Origin of the sequence: Streptomyces sp. NPDC021212, from assembly GCF_044332925.1 — a bacterium.
Lineage (GTDB): Bacteria > Actinomycetota > Actinomycetes > Streptomycetales > Streptomycetaceae > Streptomyces.
Genome location: NZ_JBIRPZ010000003.1, coordinates 434,904 through 449,549 on the forward strand (window position 1 = coordinate 434,904; position 14,646 = coordinate 449,549).

Genomic DNA, 14,646 nt, shown 5'->3' on the forward strand with positions numbered 1-14,646 from the left:
TCTGCGCCTGACGGGCCGGCGGGCTGATCGGCTGTCATATTTGGCGGGTATTGCACCCTTGTTCGATCCTTCGCGGTCGAGAGTGATGGATTGCCATCACTCTCGGTGAAGGGTCTGGCGCCCTCCGGAGTCGGCGCGGATAATCGTGCCGGGGGGATGCATCATGACTGCTTCAGTACCGCCGTTGCCGAAAATCGAGTTGCTGATCGACGCGCTCGAACAGCTCGTCACCCTGCCGCAGGGTCGCCGCGGTCCGGCGCCGTAGATCCTGCTCACCCAGCTGACCGAGGGGCCCGAGGCCGGGCGGATCGCGGACGGCCTGTGCGCGCGCTTCAGCGCGGGCGGCCGCGCCCGCGTTCCGTTCGCCCAGGTGGCGGGCGAGGCCGAGGCCCCGCGCCGGGAGCAGGTGGGGGCGACGTTCCAGAAGATCGAGGAGGAGCTGCTGCGCAACCGGCCCGGTGGCTTCGGCAGACTCCGGCTGCCGCAGTTCCGGCTGATGTGCGACATCGTCGAGGCCGACCTCGCCGGATGCCCGGCCGGCGCACAGGCCACGGAGTTGCGCAACAAGAGCTACGAGGCGCACTGCGCCCGCTCGGTCTTCCTGCGCGCCCTGCAGGCCGTGAGCGGTGGGGAGGAGTCGCCGCCGGGCGTCCCGGGCGCCGTTTGGTACTGGCTGCGGCGACCGCTGTTCGGCCTGCTGCCGCGCTGGTGGTACGGGTGGCGCCACCGCCGCCGGATGACCCGCAAGGGCAGCTGGTACCGCGCCTGGGCCGAACTGCCCGAGGGCGGGACCGACTTCTTCGCCAACGCCTGCCGGCTGACCGTGGGCGCGCCCGGCGCCGCGCGGCGCAAGCCGATCGTGGATGTGCTGCTGCGGGCGCTGCTCGCCGACCTCGAGCGTGCCTTCCGCCACCCCCGGCTCTCGCCGTGGGGGCGGCGCCGCCGCCATCGCGTCGTGCTCGTCTTCCCGCAGCCCCCGGTCGGCGACGACGACACCGGTTGGCTGCTGGAGCAGTTCCCCCGGGCGGTCGAGCAGACGGGGTGCACCGGGGTGATGCTGGTGGCCGCGGTGCGCCCGGGCCGGGAGCGCACGGAGAGCTTCGCCGAGGCCGCCATCACGCTGAAGTCCTGGATCGGGACCACCGGCGCGGCCGGCGCCCGGGTGGTCCGGGTGGGCGTCGAACCGCATGCGGACGATGAGGACGCGGCCCGCTGGCTCAGCCGCTATCCGGAGATCGCCGTCGGCCGGGGCCGTTCCGACGTGGCGCCGCGAGTGGAGGCCGCCGTCGCGGCGGTGGCGGGCGTCACCGCGCTGGGACTGCTCGGCGGCTACGTCGTGACGGTGGTGACGGCGAGCAGCGACACCTCCTGCCTCGGTGGCAGCGCCTCGTCGTCCGGCGCCTCGCCCGGGGCCGGTGACGACGGCGGCGGGCGGAGCCGCCCGCCGGACCGGAGTCCGCGGGCCGTCTACGGCGATGTGGTGAAGGCCATCACCCAGCAGAACAAGGAGGCCGACAAGGCGGCCCGGTCCGGTGCCGTGGTCCGGACGGTCGGCTATCTGGGTGTGCCGGTGACCGCCGACAACTGGGGCGAGGCCAAGTACAGCGGCGCCATCCCCGAGGTGCGCGGCATCGCCCTGGCGCAGGAGGAGATCAACGAACAGGCGGACCAGCAGAAGAACAGCAAGGTCTGGCTGAGGGTTCGCCTGATGGACGCGGGCGAAGGCTTCACACGGGCGCCCGCGGCGGCCAGGGCACTCGCGAAGGAGGTCAGGGCCGCCGGGCGCGCCGGGGGCGGCGAGGAGTTCCTGGGCGTGGTCGGCCTCGGCCAGAGCCGCCCGGGCACGCTCAGCGCCCGGGACATCCTCGCGGGGGCCGGGCTGCCCATGATCGGCACCGCCGCGACCGCCGAAGAGATGCAGCGCTCGCCGATGTACCGCCAGGTCGCCCCCGACAACCACCGGGAGGCGCGCGTCGCGGCGAACTTCGCGCGGCACGCCAATATCGTGCAGACCGCGCCCGGGACCTGCGCCCCCGCCAGGAAGGCGGTGGTGATCGGGGATCCGACCGACATCTACAGCGCGAATCTGAGCGACCGGTTCGCGGAGGCATTCGGAGACGTCCACCGCATCTGGTATCCGGTCCAGCGCCCCTCCGCCGCGCCACCCCCGAAACGCAAAGGCCAGGGGGACGAATGGGTCTCCCATACCTCCCAGATGGCCGACAGCATATGCCGGAGGCTCAAGGAGGAACCGCGCACGGTGGTGTATTGGGCGGCCCGCGCCCATGAATTCGAGAATTTCCTCGACGACTTCGACAGCCGTACGGGCTGCAACGGCCAATCGACCGTGCTCGGCGGCAACGACCTCGACAATGCGGTGGTCGAGCAGCAGCGCCCCAGCGAGAAGCACCTCAAGCTCCGGCTGTACTACGCGGCGCAGGCCCTGGTGAAGGACAGCCCGCCCAATGTGAAGGGCGACGAGTTCCGCCGGAGGTATGCCGCCGCCTATGGGAGTGACCTGTGGAGCAACGATGCCCGGGTGCCGCTCGCCTCGGACGCGCTCGATGTGCTGTCCGAGGGGATCAACGCGGCGTACCAGAGCGCGGGCACGGCGCCCTTCGGGCGGGGCGGGGTGCAGTCGGCGCTGGAACAAGGGGTGGGCGGAGCGGAGGGGCTGCGCGGGGCCACCGGTTCGCTGATCTTCGGCGAGGGCGCCAAGGTGCCCGTCAACAAGCGGCTGCTCATCCTGCACGACACCAGGGATGCGCCGCCGGAGATCGCGCTGGAGTGCGGAATACGCGACAGCGGCGACGAGGCGAAGACCTGGGGGCCCAGGAGCGCGTTCGACTGTCCGCGCGACCAGGATGACGACGGGGGAGACGACGAAGGGGGTGACGGCTGATCAGCGGTCCGCCTGCTCCTCGGCGAACGCCCAGCCCGACCAGCGGGTGACCTCGATCGCGATCACCGGTCCGCGCGGCGGTCGGTCGGCGTACTGCGGGTACTTGTCGACCAGCCGTCGCACCGGGTCCGCCCGTTCGGCCGCCGCCTCGGCCGGGACGATCCGCGCCCGGCCGTCGGCCCGCACCCACCACAGCTGGCGCCAGTCCTCGTCGTAGTGGTCGACCAGGAGGGAGACCGCCGGGTTGGTGTGGATGTTGCGCAGCCGCTTCAGGTCCTGGTGGCGCTTGGGCTTGTGGTCCACGGCGGTGACCACGGTGTCCATACCGTCCGCGCCGTCCGCGCCGTCCGCGCCGTCCGGGGTGGTGAGCGCGAAGGTGGCGGGCACGAGATGCGGCCGGCCGGCCTCGTCGGTGGTGGCCAGCCGCAGCACCCGGGCGCGGGCGAAGCGCCGCCGCGCCTCGGGGGTCTCCAGTCGCATACCGGCGAGGCTACTGCGGCGCTTCGGCCCCTGCCCCGACGAAGCGCCGTCGCACGCGCCCGCTACTCCTTGGCCGGGCCGCGCAGCAGGCTGGTGATCCGGGCCGCCGTCGCCGCCAGTCGGCGGTGGGCGTCCGCCAGTTGGGCGTCGGTCACCCCGTGGTCCCGGGCGGTGTCGCGGATGTCGTCGCGGAAGCGGTCGAGCAGCCGGTCCAGATCGCGGGTGGGGTTGCCCGACGGGGTGAATTCCCCGGCCCATGCGGGCTCGGCCGGCGCGCCACCGCCGCCGTCACCGCTGTCACCGTCGGTGCCGTCGTCGTTCGGCTGGGCGGCGCCGGGCGCCGGTTCCGGTACGTCTGTGCGCGGAGGGGCGGTCTTCGTACCGTCGTCCGGGTCCGTCCACCCGGACGGGGACGTGTCCTGCCGGGAGATCCGGCCCATGCTGCGCGACACCTCGGACAGCCCCTCCCGCACCGCCCGCTGCCAGTCGCCGGCCCGGATGTGCTCCTGGGTCTGCTCCTGCACGCGCCGGGCGACCCGCTGGACCTCCTCGATCGCGAACTCCTGGGCGTCCTTGGCCTGCTTGCGGGCGCGCTGGGCGTCCTGCCGGGCGCGGCGGCTCTCCTCCTTCGCGCGGCGGGCCTGCTCCTTCCACTCGTCCTTCGCGCGCCGCAGCTCCTCCTTCGCCTGCCGCCAGCCCTCGTTGTTGTCCCACGGGCCCTCCCAGGGGGCGTTCTTGCCCTCGCCGGTGCCGGAGGTGCGGGCCTGCTGGGCGGCCTCCCGCATCTCCCGCCGCAGGTCGTCGGCGGAGCCGCGCACGTCCTCGCGGATCTCGGCGGCGAGTTCGGCCATCGACTCGCGGATCTCCAGCTCCAGGTCGGCCAGCTCCCCACTGCGGTCGGCGAGTTCGGCGCGTCCGGCGTCGGTGATGGAGTAGACCTTGCGGCCGCCCTCGGTGGCGTGGGTGACCAGGCCCTCGGCCTCCAGCTTGGCCAGGCGCGGGTAGACGGTGCCGGCGGAGGGCGCGTACAGCCCCTGGAAGCGCTCCTCCAGCAACCGGATGACCTCGTAGCCGTGGCGTGGGGCCTCGTCGAGCAGCTTGAGCAGGTACAGGCGGAGTCGGCCGTGGGCGAATACGGGGGGCATCAGAGGACCTTTCCCTGGGAGCCGCCGGTGCCGCCGGCCGGGCTGTCTGCCGTGGTGTCGGTTTCGGTGCCGGTGCCGCCGCCGGGCGGTCCGTCACCGAAGCCGTCGCCGTCCTCGTCGGCGGGCGGGCGGCGCAAGAGCGCTATCGCGCCGGAGACGGTGGTGGCCTTGAGGCTGCCCCGGCCCGAGCCCAGGTTCCCGGTGATCCGCTTGGCGCCCCACTGGCCGGTGACGCGCAGGTCCTCGAAGGCGTTGGAGACGGATCCGCTCGCGGTGTTGGCCTCGATCCTGGCGTCGGCGGGGTGCGGCAGCCGGATGGCGATCTCACCGGAGACGGTGGTGAGGCTGATGTCCGCGCGCTCCGCGGTGGGGGCGAGGTCGAGCACCATGTTGCCGCTGACGGAGTCGGCCTTGACGACCGGGCCCGAGCCCTCGATGACGGTGAGGTCGCCGGAGACGGAGTTGAAGCGCAGGTCGCCGGTGACGGCCTGGGCCGCGACCCGGCCGGAGACGGTGTCCGCACGCACCGGGCCGGTCAGCCCGACGAGGGTGGCGTCGCCCGACACACCGCGCAGTTCCGTCCGGCCGCCCAGCCCGGAGGCGACGGTGGAGGCGCTGACGACCCCGATCGAGGCGGCGGTGCCGGTGGGCACGGCGAGGGTGACATGGGCCGTGCGGTGGAAGCCCTTGCGGTCGAGCCATTTGAGCAGGCCCTTCCAGGGGAGGTCGTCGTACGCGACGCTCAGGGTGCCATCCTCCAGGGTCACCTTCAGCGGTGGGCCCTCGATCTCGGACAGCTCCAGCCGGGCCGGGCCGCCGTCGGTTCCGACCACGTTGACCGTGCCGTCCACGATGCGTACGTGGAGCGTGGAGACGGGCTCGTCGAAGGTGAGCTTCTGTGGTTCGCCGAACGACCACTCTGACCGGGCTGACATCCCTGGCCTCCCTGGCTGGATGCGGTCACGCAACATATCGCGTCTGACTACACACGCTATATCGTGGATGACGGGAGTCAAGCCCCTCGCCGGTCCGTGCGCGGGCCGGACCCGGGCCGCGCGGGGGCGGCCCGGGTCCGGAATGTCTTTACCGCGTGTATGTATCCGGAGCGCGGCGCGGCGATGGTTTCCCTGTGACATAAATCGCCTGCCGCCAGAGCCAATGCTGCTCCAGGGATTTCCACTAGAGAATCGCTAGAGCGCTGGTAGAGTGTCATGGAGTACGAATGTTCGAGGCTGTTACCTTCGTGCCTTCAAGAATCGGGAAGAAAGAGGGCAGTGAAGGTAATGGCGTCACAACCCTTGAAATACTCGGTACCAAACGATTCTCAAGACCTGAGCTCCGTTGCCCAGCTGCTCTTGCGGGCAGCGCACCAGCACCCCGATTCCGGGGTACGGTACGTGACCGCCGAGGCAGGGCGCGACGCAACACGCCAGCCCTATCCGGAACTTCTGAGTTCCGCGCTGCGACTCCTCGCGCCGCTGCGCGGGTACGGGCTGCGGCCGGGCGACAATGTGGCCCTGCTGCTGGACGGCCAGCGGGAATTCCTGACGGTCTTCTGGGCCTGCCTGCTGGGCGGGTATGTACCGTGCCCGATGGTGCCGGTCCCCGGTGACCCGGCCCGCTGGGCCGCCCAGCTTTCCCACGTCAACCAGCTGTTGGACCGCCCGCTGCTGGTCACCACCGAGGCGATGGCCGCCGAGCTGCCCGACGTGCCCGGGCTCGCCGTGGCCACGGCGGAGCGCCTGCGGGACGCGGGCGGCGCACCCGGCGCGGACGGCGGAGCGGCGTCCCCCGAGGTGCACATCGCCGCACCGGAGGACCTTGCCCTGCTGGTGCTGACCTCCGGCTCCACCGGGAATTCCAAAGCGGTCATGCTCACCCATGGAAACCTTCTCGCGTCCATGGCGGGAAAGGCCGAAAAGCAGCAGCTCACGGCGGCCGACACCACCTTCAACTGGATTTCCTACGACCATGTCGCCGCGCTACTGGAAGCGCATATGCTGCCGCTGTACGTCGGCGCCGAACAATTGCATACGGAGGCGCCGGTCGTCCTTGAGGAGCCGCTGAATTTCCTCCGTATCATCTCCCGCCACAAGGTCACGATGACCTTCACTCCGAATTTCCTCCTCGGCCCGCTGAATGCATCGGTGCGTGATCTTTCCGAGGAGATATCGGCCGGCGGCGAGGCGCTCGACCTCAGCTCCCTGCGGCATATCGTGAGCGGCGGCGAGGCCAACGTCGTCGCCACCGGCGAGGCGTTCCTCGCCCACTACGCCCCGTACGGTCTGCGGGCCTCCGCGCTCTGGCCCGCCTTCGGGATGACCGAGACCTGCGCCGGGTCCATCTACAACCGTGCCTTTCCCGTCACCGACGTGGGCCAGGAGTTCGCCAACCTCGGCACCCCCGTCGAGGGGCTGAGCATCCGGGTCGCCGACGACGACCACCGGCCGCTGCCCCCGGGCGAGGTCGGGGAACTCCAGCTCAGCGGGCCAATGATCACCGGCGGTTACTACCACGACGAGGCCGCCACCAAGGAGGCCTTCACCCCTGACGGCTGGTTCCGCAGCGGTGACCTCGGCCGCATCGACGACGGTCGGCTGACCCTCGTCGGACGCAGCAAGGACAGCATCATCGTCAACGGCGTCAACTACTTCAGCCATGAGCTGGAGGCCGCGCTGGAGCAGCTCGACGGGGTGGCGGGCGGCTATGTCGCGGCGTTCCCCACCCGGCGCCCGGGCAGCGACACCGAACAGCTGGTGATCGCCGTCCACCCCGAACTCGCGGACGACGACGAGCCCGGACTGCACCGTCTGATCACAGCGGTGCGCTCCACCGTGGTGATCCACTGGGGCTTCCGGCCGTCCCTCATCCTGCCGCTGCCCAAGGACGCCTTCCCCAAGACCAGCCTGGGCAAGACGCTGCGCCGGCGGATGCGGAACCGGCTGGAGGCCGGCGGCTTCGACGACGTCATCGAGCGGGTGGCGGAGCTGACCACCCGGCGGCTGGGCGGCCACACCCCGCCGGAGGGCGAGACGGAACGTATCCTCGCCGAGATCTACGCCGAGATGTTCGACACCGCCCCGGAGCGGATCAGCGCGACGGCGAGCTTCTTCGACCTCGGCGGCACCTCACTGGACATCCTGCGGCTGCGGCGCCAGGTCACCCGGCGGCTCGGAGTGGCGGACCTGCCGATCATCACCGTGCTCACCGCGCCCTCGGTGCGGCAGCTCGCCGCCCGGCTGACCGGGGGCGGCACGCCCGCCGCCGAGGCGTACGACCCGATCGTGCCGCTGCAGACGGGCGGCGCGAAGACCCCGCTGTTCTGTGTGCACCCGGGCGTCGGTGAGGTCCTGGTCTTCGTCAACCTCGCCAAGTACTTCGTCGGCGACCGGCCGTTCTACGCGCTGCGCGCCCGCGGGTTCAACGAGGGGGAGAAGCCCTTCGAGAGCTTCGAGGAGATGGTGGACTGCTACGTACGGGCCATCCGCGCCAAGCAGCCGCACGGCCCGTACGCGGTCGCCGGGTATTCGTACGGCGGCGCCGTGGCCTTCGAGATCGCCAAGGCGCTGGAGGCGGAGGGCGAGCGCGTCGACTTCGTCGGCAGCTTCAACCTGCCACCGCACATCAAGTACCGCATGGACGAACTCGACTTCATCGAGACCGCCGTCAATCTCGCCTTCTTCCTCGACCTGATCAACAAGAAGCAGTCCCTCGACCTCCCGGGCGAGCTGCGCGCCCTGCCCCGGCGCGAACAGCTCGCGCATCTGCTGCGGATCGCACCGCAGCGCCGGCTGGCCGAACTCGACCTGGACATGGAGAAGTTCACCGCCTGGGCGGAGCTGGCCCACGGGCTCACCAGCCTGGGCCGCACCTACCAGCCCGGCGGCACCACCCGCTCCATGACGGTCTTCTACGCCATCCCGCTGCGCGGCACCAAGGAGGATTGGCTGAACAACGAACTCCGCAGATGGGACGAGCACACCACGGAGCCGAACCGGTACATCGACGTACCAGGTGAGCACTACACCCTGATGGGCCCCCAGCACGTCGCGGCCTTCCAGGCCATCCTCCGCAAGGAGCTGGACCGCGCGCTGGGCGACGGATGACCCGCACGACCGAAGAACGCCGCACGGCAGAGGAGAAGAGCACGGTGCAAGGCAAGAAGATCCTGGTCACCGGCGGCACCGGGCAGGTCGCCCGGCCGGTGGCGGAAGCGCTGGCGGCGGACAACGAGGTGTGGTGCCTGGGCCGGTTCGGCACCCCCGGCGTCGAGGAGGAGCTGCGCGGCCGCGGCATCACCACCTTCCGCTGGGACATGAACGACCTGGGGGCCTCGGGATACGAGGGGCTGCCGGACGACTTCACCCATGTCCTCCACTCGGCGGTGCGGCGCGGCGAGGACGGCGACTTCAACGCCGCCGTCGAGGTCAACTCCCTCGCCTGCGGACGGCTGATGACCCACTGCCGCACCGCCGAATCGTTCCTGTTCGTCTCGACCGGCGCGCTCTACAAGCGGCAGACCCTCGACCATCCGTACGCCGAGGACGACCCCATCGACGGCGTGGCCGACTGGCTGCCCTGCTACCCCGTGGGCAAGATCGCCGCCGAGGGCGCGGCGCGGGCGTTCGCCGGGGTGCTGAACCTGCCGACCACCATCGCCCGGCTCAACATCGCGTACGGCCCGGGCGGTTACGGCGGGGTGCCGATGCTGTACTTCAAGCGGATGCTCGCGGGCGAGCCGATCCCGGTGCCCGTCGAGGGCCAGAACTGGTGCTCGCTGCTGTACACCGACGACCTGATCGCCCAGGTGCCCGCGCTGTGGGCGGCAGCGGCATCCCCCGCCACCCTGGTCAACTGGGGCGGCGACGAGCCGGTCGGGATAACCGACCTGGTGCGGTACCTGGAGGAGCTGAGCGGGGTGGCGGCGCGGCTCGTACCGAGTGAGGTGACGAGGGAGACGTACCAGTTCTCCCCCACGCGCCGCCGGGAGATCACCGGGCCCTGCCGGGTGCCGTGGCGCGAAGGCGTACGCCGCACGCTCCAGGCCATGTACCCCGAGCACATCAAGCCGCAGCACGCCCGCTGAGGACACCTGAGGAGACCTGAGGAGGGATGAAGACCGTGGCATCACGCAACATCGAGACCATCCGCGCCGCTTACGCGGGATTCCGGGACCGCGACATCGAGGGGATCCTGTCGGCCATGCACCCGGACGTCGAGTGGGTCCACCCGGAGGGGATGGCGAAGTACGGCCTCGGCGGCACCAAGCTGGGCCACACGGGCATCAAGGAGTTCCTGGCGCACGTCCCGAGCGTGCTGGGCGGGATGAGACTCGCGCCGGAGGAGTTCATCGAGCAGGGCGACCGGGTCGTGGTGTTCGGCACCCGTGAGGTGACGTCGCGCGGCGGCAGAACCGTGACCCTCGACTTCGTCCACTCGTGGACGATGCGGGACGGCAGGGCCACGCGGATGGAGGACATCTTCGACACCGTGGCGTTCCACGAACTGATCGAAAGCTGACCCCGAAGCCCCCCCGCCATCGGCGCGGACCCCAGGCCGCCCGCCCCCGCTCCCGCGAGGGTGGGCGGCCCGCCTGTGGGGGTCCTGGGACGGCCCGGGTCAGACGCCGGGTCAGACGGTCGTGACGACCTCGTCGTACGCCAGCCGCGGCAGCCGGCCCATCCAGGCGTCCGGGCCCGGCTTGCCGATGTTGACGACGCAGATCGCCTGGTGGCGGCCGTCGCTGAAGAACTCCTTCGACACGGCGGCGTGATCGAAGCCGATCATCGGTCCGGCGGCCAGTCCGGCGGCGCGCACGCCCATGATGAAGTAGCCCACCTGGATGGCGGTGTTGAACCGCGCGGAGTTCTCCCGCATGCCCGGATCCGCGAAGACGTCCCGCGCGTTCTCCATGAACGGAACGAGCCGGGGCAACTCGTCGTGGAAGTCCAGGTCCGCGGCGAGGACCGCCACCAGCGGCGCCTTCGCCGTCTTCTCCTGGTTACGCCCCGTCATGTGTGCCACCAGCCGGCCGCGGGCCTCCTCCGACCGCACCATGACGATGCGCAGCGGCTGCTGGTTCATCGAGGTGGGCGCGTACTTCACCAGCTCGTAGATGGCGCGGACCTGTTCCTCGGTCACCGGCTCGTCGGTGAAGGTGTTGGCCGTACGGGCCTCCAGGAACAGCTGGTTCTGCGCCTCCGGCGCGAGGGTGAGGTGCCGCAGGGCATCGCTGTTCTCCGGTGCGCTCATGGAGCTCTCTCCTCATGACTCGTACGCGGTCCGTGGACGCGTACGCGATGGTGAATTAAATGGACTGGACGGGCTAGTCCACCGTGGTGAGGGAAGGCTAGACTCACAGGTCCATCGAGGGCAAGGCCGGTTCGAAGCGAGGAGGTTGGACCGTTGCGGACGGACGACGGTCCGCGGCGCGCTGCCGCGGGACGGCCGGCGGGCCCGCAGCCCGCCAAGCGCCAGGCGATACTGGAGGCGGCCGTCGCCGTCTTCCTGCGCGAGGGCTACACCCGGGCGGGTGTCGACGTCATCGCGGACCGGGCCCGGGTCTCCAAGCAGACCGTCTACAACCACTTCGGCGACAAGGAACGGTTGTTCCTCGCCGCCGTCGACGGCGAACGGGAGCGGGTCGCCGCGGGCTTCGCCCCCGCGTCGCCCTTTGCGGAAGACGACGAGGCGGACGTCCGCACGGCCCTCACCGCCTTCGGCCACCGCGTCCTCGACGTACTCCTCGACGAGCGCGCCTCCGCGCTGCGCCGCCTGGTCATCGCCGAAGTCGCCCGTCACCCCGCGCTGCGCCCGGCCTGCGCCGAGGGCGAGCCCCAGCAACTGGTGAAATACCTGGCCGAAATGCTCGGCCGCCGCACCGACCGGGGCGAGCTGGACGTCCCCGCCCCCGCCTCCGCCGCCCAGCAGTTCGTGGCCCTCGTCGTCCAGCAGGGCCTGTACCAGTCGATGTACGGCACCCGCCCGATCGCCGCCGTCGATGCCACGGCCATCTGCGAGAAGGCCGCCGACCTGATTGTCCGCGCGTACCGCACATGACGTGCGAGGAGGTGGCACCCATGCGTGCGAACGTTCTCGGACCGCTGACCCTGAGCCACGGCGCTCTGTCCGGAGTCCCCAGCGCGATGAAGCCGCGCAAAGTCCTGTCCCTGCTGCTCCTCAGCGACGGCCGCATGGTGCCGGTGCAGGCGCTGATGACCGAGCTGTGGGGCGACCAGCCGCCGCGCACCGGGCTCACCACCCTGCAGACATACATCCTGCACCTGCGCAAACTGCTCGCCCAGGTGCTCGGCACGTCCTCCGCCGCGGTCACCCGTGACGTCCTCCAGACCAGGCCCGGCGGCTACGCGTTAGCGTTGCGCCCCGGTCAGCTCGACGCCCACGACTACCGCGCCCTCGTCGGCCGGGCCGAATGTGCCCTGGAGGTCGGCGACGAACGGGCCGCCGACGCCGCCTTCCGGCAGGCCCTCGCCCTCTGGCAGGGCCCCGCCCTGGTCGACGTCACCCCGCACGGCCGCCCGCTCCAGGCCGAGGTCGCCCGGCTGGAACAGTCCCGGCTCACCGTCACCGAGCGCGGCATCGAGACCCGGCTGCGGCTCGGCGCCCATCTGGAGGTGCTGAGCGACCTCGCCTCGCTCGTCGTCGAACACCGCTTCCACGAGGGGCTGCACAGCCAGTACATGCTGGCCCTCCACCGCTCCGGACAGCGCACCCGCGCCCTCGGGGTCTACCAGCGGCTGCGCATGACCATGGCCGAGGAACTGGGTCTCGAACCCTCCGCCAAGCTCCAGCGCCTCCAGCAGGCCGTCCTGGTCTCCGACCCCCGCCTCGACCACGAAGCGGGCGCCCCGGGCCGTGGCCCGGTGGTGGCGTAACGGCTACGCCGTTTCCTGCTCCCAGGGCAGCCGGATCAGGGCCAGCTCCGCGAGCCGTTCCAGATCGGCGCGGGAGGCGCCGTACGCGGCCTGGACGGCGATCCCCGCGGTGAGCGCGAGGACATAGCGCGCCGCGTCCCGCGGCTCGACGGCCCCGGGCAGATCGCCGGACCGCTGGGCGTCGGCGAAGCGCTCGGTCAGCATGACCTCCCCCGCCCGGCGGCGGGTGCGCACCTCCGCCTTCGCCTCGCACGCCGCGTCCCCGGTGGCCAGCGCGCCGTGGACCATCAGGCACCCGGCCGGGGTGTCGGCACCCGTCGTGGCCTCGACTGCGCCCTCCAGCCACCGCCGCACGACCTCCCGTACGCTCCCGGCCTCCAGGGCCTTCGGGCCGTACGCGAAGACGGTGCGGGTGTAGTGGTCGACGACCTGCCCGAACAGGCCCGCCTTCGAGCCGAACGCGCCGTAGATGCTGCCCGGCTTCAGCCCGGTGGCGGCGGACAGATCCGCCATCGTGGCGCCCTCGTATCCCTTGGCCCAGAAGACGCCGAGCGCCGCCGACAGGGCCTGCTCGACGTCGAATTCGCGGGGCCGTCCCTTCGCCATGCCGGTCCTCCTGGTTTTTTAGTGTGCGTTCAAGATAACAGTTGCGCGGTGGTGATCGGCGTGACATCTTGAGTGAGCATTCAAAAAATGAGGGAGAGCATCATGCTGAACGGCAAGGTCGCGCTGGTCACGGGCGGTTCGCGGGGAATCGGCGAGGGCATCGCGCGCCGTCTCGCCCGGGAGGGCGCCGCGGTCGCGGTCACCTACAACGCCTCCGCGGACCGCGCGGAAGCCCTGGTGAAGGAGATCGTCGCGGACGGAGGGCGGGCGCTGGCCGTCCGGGCCGACGCCGCGGACCGTGCGTCCCTCCGGGCGGCCGTCACGGAGGTAGCCGACCGGCTCGGACGGCTCGACATCCTGGTCAACAACGCGGGAGTCGGCGCGGTGCGGCCGATCGAGGAGCTGACCGACGCGGACTACGACCACGTCGCCGCCGTGAACCTGCGCGGCGTCTTCGCCGCCACCCAGGAGGCCCTGCGCCATATCGGCGACGGCGGCCGCATCATCACGATCGGCAGCATCAACGCCGACCGCGTCACCTACGCCGGCGCCAGCCTCTACGCGCTGACCAAGGCGGGCGTGGCCGGGTTCACCCGCGCCCTGGCCCGCGAGGTCGGCGGCCGCGGCATCACCGTCAACACCGTCCAGCCCGGCCCCGTCGACACCGACATGAACCCGTCCGACGGCCCGATGGCGGCATCCGTCCTCCCGCACCTCGCGGTGCACCGCTACGGCACGGCCGACGAAGTGGCGGGCCTCGTCGCCTACCTGGCGAGCCCCGACGCCGCGTACGTCACGGGCACCACCCTCGACGTGGACGGCGGCTACGCGGTCTGAGGCCGCCCGTACCCCTGGTCAGATGTCGTCGTCCTCGTCATCGAGCCGGGCCAGCCAGGTCGCCAGCCGTTCCACCGGAACCTCGAAGTCCGGGTTCAGGTCGACGAACGTCCGCAGCTGCTCGGCGAGCCACTCCAAGGTGACCTCCTCCTCGCCGCGTCGCCGTGCCAGCTCCTCGATGCCGCGGTCGGTGAAGTACAAGGGTCGCTCCGGGTATGGGTGAGGCGGATCTACCGCCCCAGGATATGCGCCCTGGCCCGGACGCTCAGCCGCAGTCGCCCAGCGCGTCGACCAGCCCCCGCGCCTGGGGCGCCCCGCGCCGGAGGAGCAGCGCGGCGGTGGTGCGCAACTCGTTCCAGGCGTGGGGCCGACCGACGGTCGAGGCGTCGGCGGTGCGGCCGAGCGCGGTGTGTACGGCCGCGTCGGCATGACCGGCCGCGGCGAGCGCGTGCGCGAGGCACGCACTGAACCAGGATCGATCGCGCCGGTACTGGGTGGGAAGCGCGTCAACGCCGGTGCGCAGCAGATCGACGGCGGTGTCCCAGCGGCGGAGGTGCATCTCGGCCATGCCGCGCTGAAGGGTGTACCAGTTCTCGCCGTAGAAATACCTCCACGGCGGCTCATCCTCTGGTTGCTCGGCGGCGCGGGCGATGAGGTGTTGTGCCTCGTCCAGCAGACGATGGGCCGCGTCGGCCTCGCCGCTCAGCGCGTACCCCCGGGCCTCCATCTGGGCCGCCATGTCGGCGTCGGCCGCCTCCATGGCCCAATCGTGGGATCTGCG

The 14,646-nt window shown here is 71.3% G+C and carries 14 protein-coding genes; 7 read left to right on the forward strand and 7 right to left on the reverse strand.

Features of this window, described 5'->3' with window-relative positions; all coding sequences use genetic code 11:
• Positions 1-370: 370 nt before the first annotated feature.
• Entirely contained in the window at positions 371-2,902 is a 2,532-nt protein-coding gene (locus tag ACH4SI_RS10230) for a hypothetical protein (protein WP_398294733.1), read from the forward strand.
• Here the strand turns inward: ACH4SI_RS10230 and ACH4SI_RS10235 are convergent, their stop codons facing one another.
• From ACH4SI_RS10235 to ACH4SI_RS10245, 3 genes are all read right to left on the reverse strand, one after another.
• Positions 2,903-3,382 carry a TIGR03668 family PPOX class F420-dependent oxidoreductase gene (locus ACH4SI_RS10235; RefSeq protein WP_398294735.1) on the reverse strand — a complete coding sequence of 160 codons (480 nt, stop codon included), beginning with the start codon at positions 3,380-3,382 and terminating at the stop codon, positions 2,903-2,905.
• Between the two features lie 62 nt (positions 3,383-3,444).
• The gene (locus ACH4SI_RS10240; RefSeq protein WP_398294737.1) at positions 3,445-4,527 is read right to left on the reverse strand and encodes a helix-turn-helix transcriptional regulator; all 1,083 of its coding nucleotides are present in this window, start codon (positions 4,525-4,527) and stop codon (positions 3,445-3,447) included.
• Positions 4,527-5,462 carry a DUF4097 family beta strand repeat-containing protein gene (locus tag ACH4SI_RS10245; protein WP_398294739.1) on the reverse strand — a complete coding sequence of 312 codons (936 nt, stop codon included), beginning with the start codon at positions 5,460-5,462 and terminating at the stop codon, positions 4,527-4,529. Before ACH4SI_RS10245 ends, ACH4SI_RS10240 begins: the two co-directional genes overlap by 1 nt.
• 348 nt (positions 5,463-5,810) lie before the next feature.
• Between ACH4SI_RS10245 and ACH4SI_RS10250 the strand changes: the two genes are divergently transcribed.
• From ACH4SI_RS10250 to ACH4SI_RS10260, 3 genes are read left to right on the forward strand one after another with little or no spacing between them, the layout of a single operon-like run.
• Positions 5,811-8,633 (forward strand): AMP-binding protein, encoded by a 2,823-nt coding sequence (locus ACH4SI_RS10250; RefSeq protein WP_398294741.1) that lies wholly within the window; start codon positions 5,811-5,813, stop codon positions 8,631-8,633.
• A complete protein-coding gene (locus tag ACH4SI_RS10255) occupies positions 8,630-9,613 on the forward strand; it encodes an NAD-dependent epimerase/dehydratase family protein (protein WP_398294743.1) in 984 nt (327 codons plus the stop codon). Before ACH4SI_RS10250 ends, ACH4SI_RS10255 begins: the two co-directional genes overlap by 4 nt.
• Positions 9,614-9,639: 26 nt before the next feature.
• Complete coding sequence (locus ACH4SI_RS10260; RefSeq protein WP_398294745.1) at positions 9,640-10,047, forward strand: nuclear transport factor 2 family protein; 408 nt, start codon at positions 9,640-9,642, stop codon at positions 10,045-10,047.
• Positions 10,048-10,158: 111 nt separating this feature from the next.
• Here ACH4SI_RS10260 and ACH4SI_RS10265 read toward each other — a convergent pair whose 3' ends face one another.
• Entirely contained in the window at positions 10,159-10,779 is a 621-nt protein-coding gene (locus ACH4SI_RS10265; RefSeq protein ID WP_398294747.1) for a malonic semialdehyde reductase, read from the reverse strand.
• Between the two features lie 153 nt (positions 10,780-10,932).
• Between ACH4SI_RS10265 and ACH4SI_RS10270 the strand changes: the two genes are divergently transcribed.
• Positions 10,933-11,586, forward strand: coding sequence for a TetR/AcrR family transcriptional regulator (locus ACH4SI_RS10270; RefSeq protein ID WP_398294749.1), 654 nt, complete (start codon positions 10,933-10,935; stop codon positions 11,584-11,586).
• Positions 11,587-11,606: 20 nt separating this feature from the next.
• Complete coding sequence (locus tag ACH4SI_RS10275; RefSeq protein WP_398294751.1) at positions 11,607-12,422, forward strand: BTAD domain-containing putative transcriptional regulator; 816 nt, start codon at positions 11,607-11,609, stop codon at positions 12,420-12,422.
• Between the two features lie 3 nt (positions 12,423-12,425).
• On the opposite strand, the gene ACH4SI_RS10280 is transcribed toward ACH4SI_RS10275, so the two are convergent.
• Complete coding sequence (locus tag ACH4SI_RS10280; protein ID WP_398294753.1) at positions 12,426-13,028, reverse strand: TetR/AcrR family transcriptional regulator; 603 nt, start codon at positions 13,026-13,028, stop codon at positions 12,426-12,428.
• A gap of 87 nt (positions 13,029-13,115) precedes the next feature.
• Between ACH4SI_RS10280 and ACH4SI_RS10285 the strand changes: the two genes are divergently transcribed.
• Positions 13,116-13,865 carry a 3-oxoacyl-ACP reductase family protein gene (locus tag ACH4SI_RS10285; RefSeq protein WP_398294755.1) on the forward strand — a complete coding sequence of 250 codons (750 nt, stop codon included), beginning with the start codon at positions 13,116-13,118 and terminating at the stop codon, positions 13,863-13,865.
• A gap of 18 nt (positions 13,866-13,883) precedes the next feature.
• Here ACH4SI_RS10285 and ACH4SI_RS10290 read toward each other — a convergent pair whose 3' ends face one another.
• Positions 13,884-14,066 (reverse strand): DUF6104 family protein, encoded by a 183-nt coding sequence (locus ACH4SI_RS10290; RefSeq protein ID WP_398294757.1) that lies wholly within the window; start codon positions 14,064-14,066, stop codon positions 13,884-13,886.
• A gap of 64 nt (positions 14,067-14,130) precedes the next feature.
• Complete coding sequence (locus ACH4SI_RS10295) at positions 14,131-14,625, reverse strand: hypothetical protein (RefSeq protein WP_398294759.1); 495 nt, start codon at positions 14,623-14,625, stop codon at positions 14,131-14,133.
• Positions 14,626-14,646 lie beyond the last annotated feature (21 nt).

Bases quoted from the DNA above. Each gene is read 5' to 3' on its own strand.
- ACH4SI_RS10285 (WP_398294755.1), top strand. From the start codon at position 13,116: ATGAGGGAGAGCATCATGCTGAACGGCAAGGTCGCGCTGGTCACGGGC.
- ACH4SI_RS10295 (WP_398294759.1), bottom strand. From the start codon at position 14,625: ATGGAGGCGGCCGACGCCGACATGGCGGCCCAGATGGAGGCCCGGGGG.
- ACH4SI_RS10240 (WP_398294737.1), bottom strand. From the start codon at position 4,527: ATGCCCCCCGTATTCGCCCACGGCCGACTCCGCCTGTACCTGCTCAAG.
- ACH4SI_RS10250 (WP_398294741.1), top strand. From the start codon at position 5,811: ATGGCGTCACAACCCTTGAAATACTCGGTACCAAACGATTCTCAAGAC.
- ACH4SI_RS10235 (WP_398294735.1), bottom strand. From the start codon at position 3,382: ATGCGACTGGAGACCCCCGAGGCGCGGCGGCGCTTCGCCCGCGCCCGG.
- ACH4SI_RS10280 (WP_398294753.1), bottom strand. From the start codon at position 13,028: ATGGCGAAGGGACGGCCCCGCGAATTCGACGTCGAGCAGGCCCTGTCG.
- ACH4SI_RS10255 (WP_398294743.1), top strand. From the start codon at position 8,630: ATGACCCGCACGACCGAAGAACGCCGCACGGCAGAGGAGAAGAGCACG.
- ACH4SI_RS10275 (WP_398294751.1), top strand. From the start codon at position 11,607: ATGCGTGCGAACGTTCTCGGACCGCTGACCCTGAGCCACGGCGCTCTG.
- ACH4SI_RS10265 (WP_398294747.1), bottom strand. From the start codon at position 10,779: ATGAGCGCACCGGAGAACAGCGATGCCCTGCGGCACCTCACCCTCGCG.
- ACH4SI_RS10245 (WP_398294739.1), bottom strand. From the start codon at position 5,462: ATGTCAGCCCGGTCAGAGTGGTCGTTCGGCGAACCACAGAAGCTCACC.
- ACH4SI_RS10260 (WP_398294745.1), top strand. From the start codon at position 9,640: ATGAAGACCGTGGCATCACGCAACATCGAGACCATCCGCGCCGCTTAC.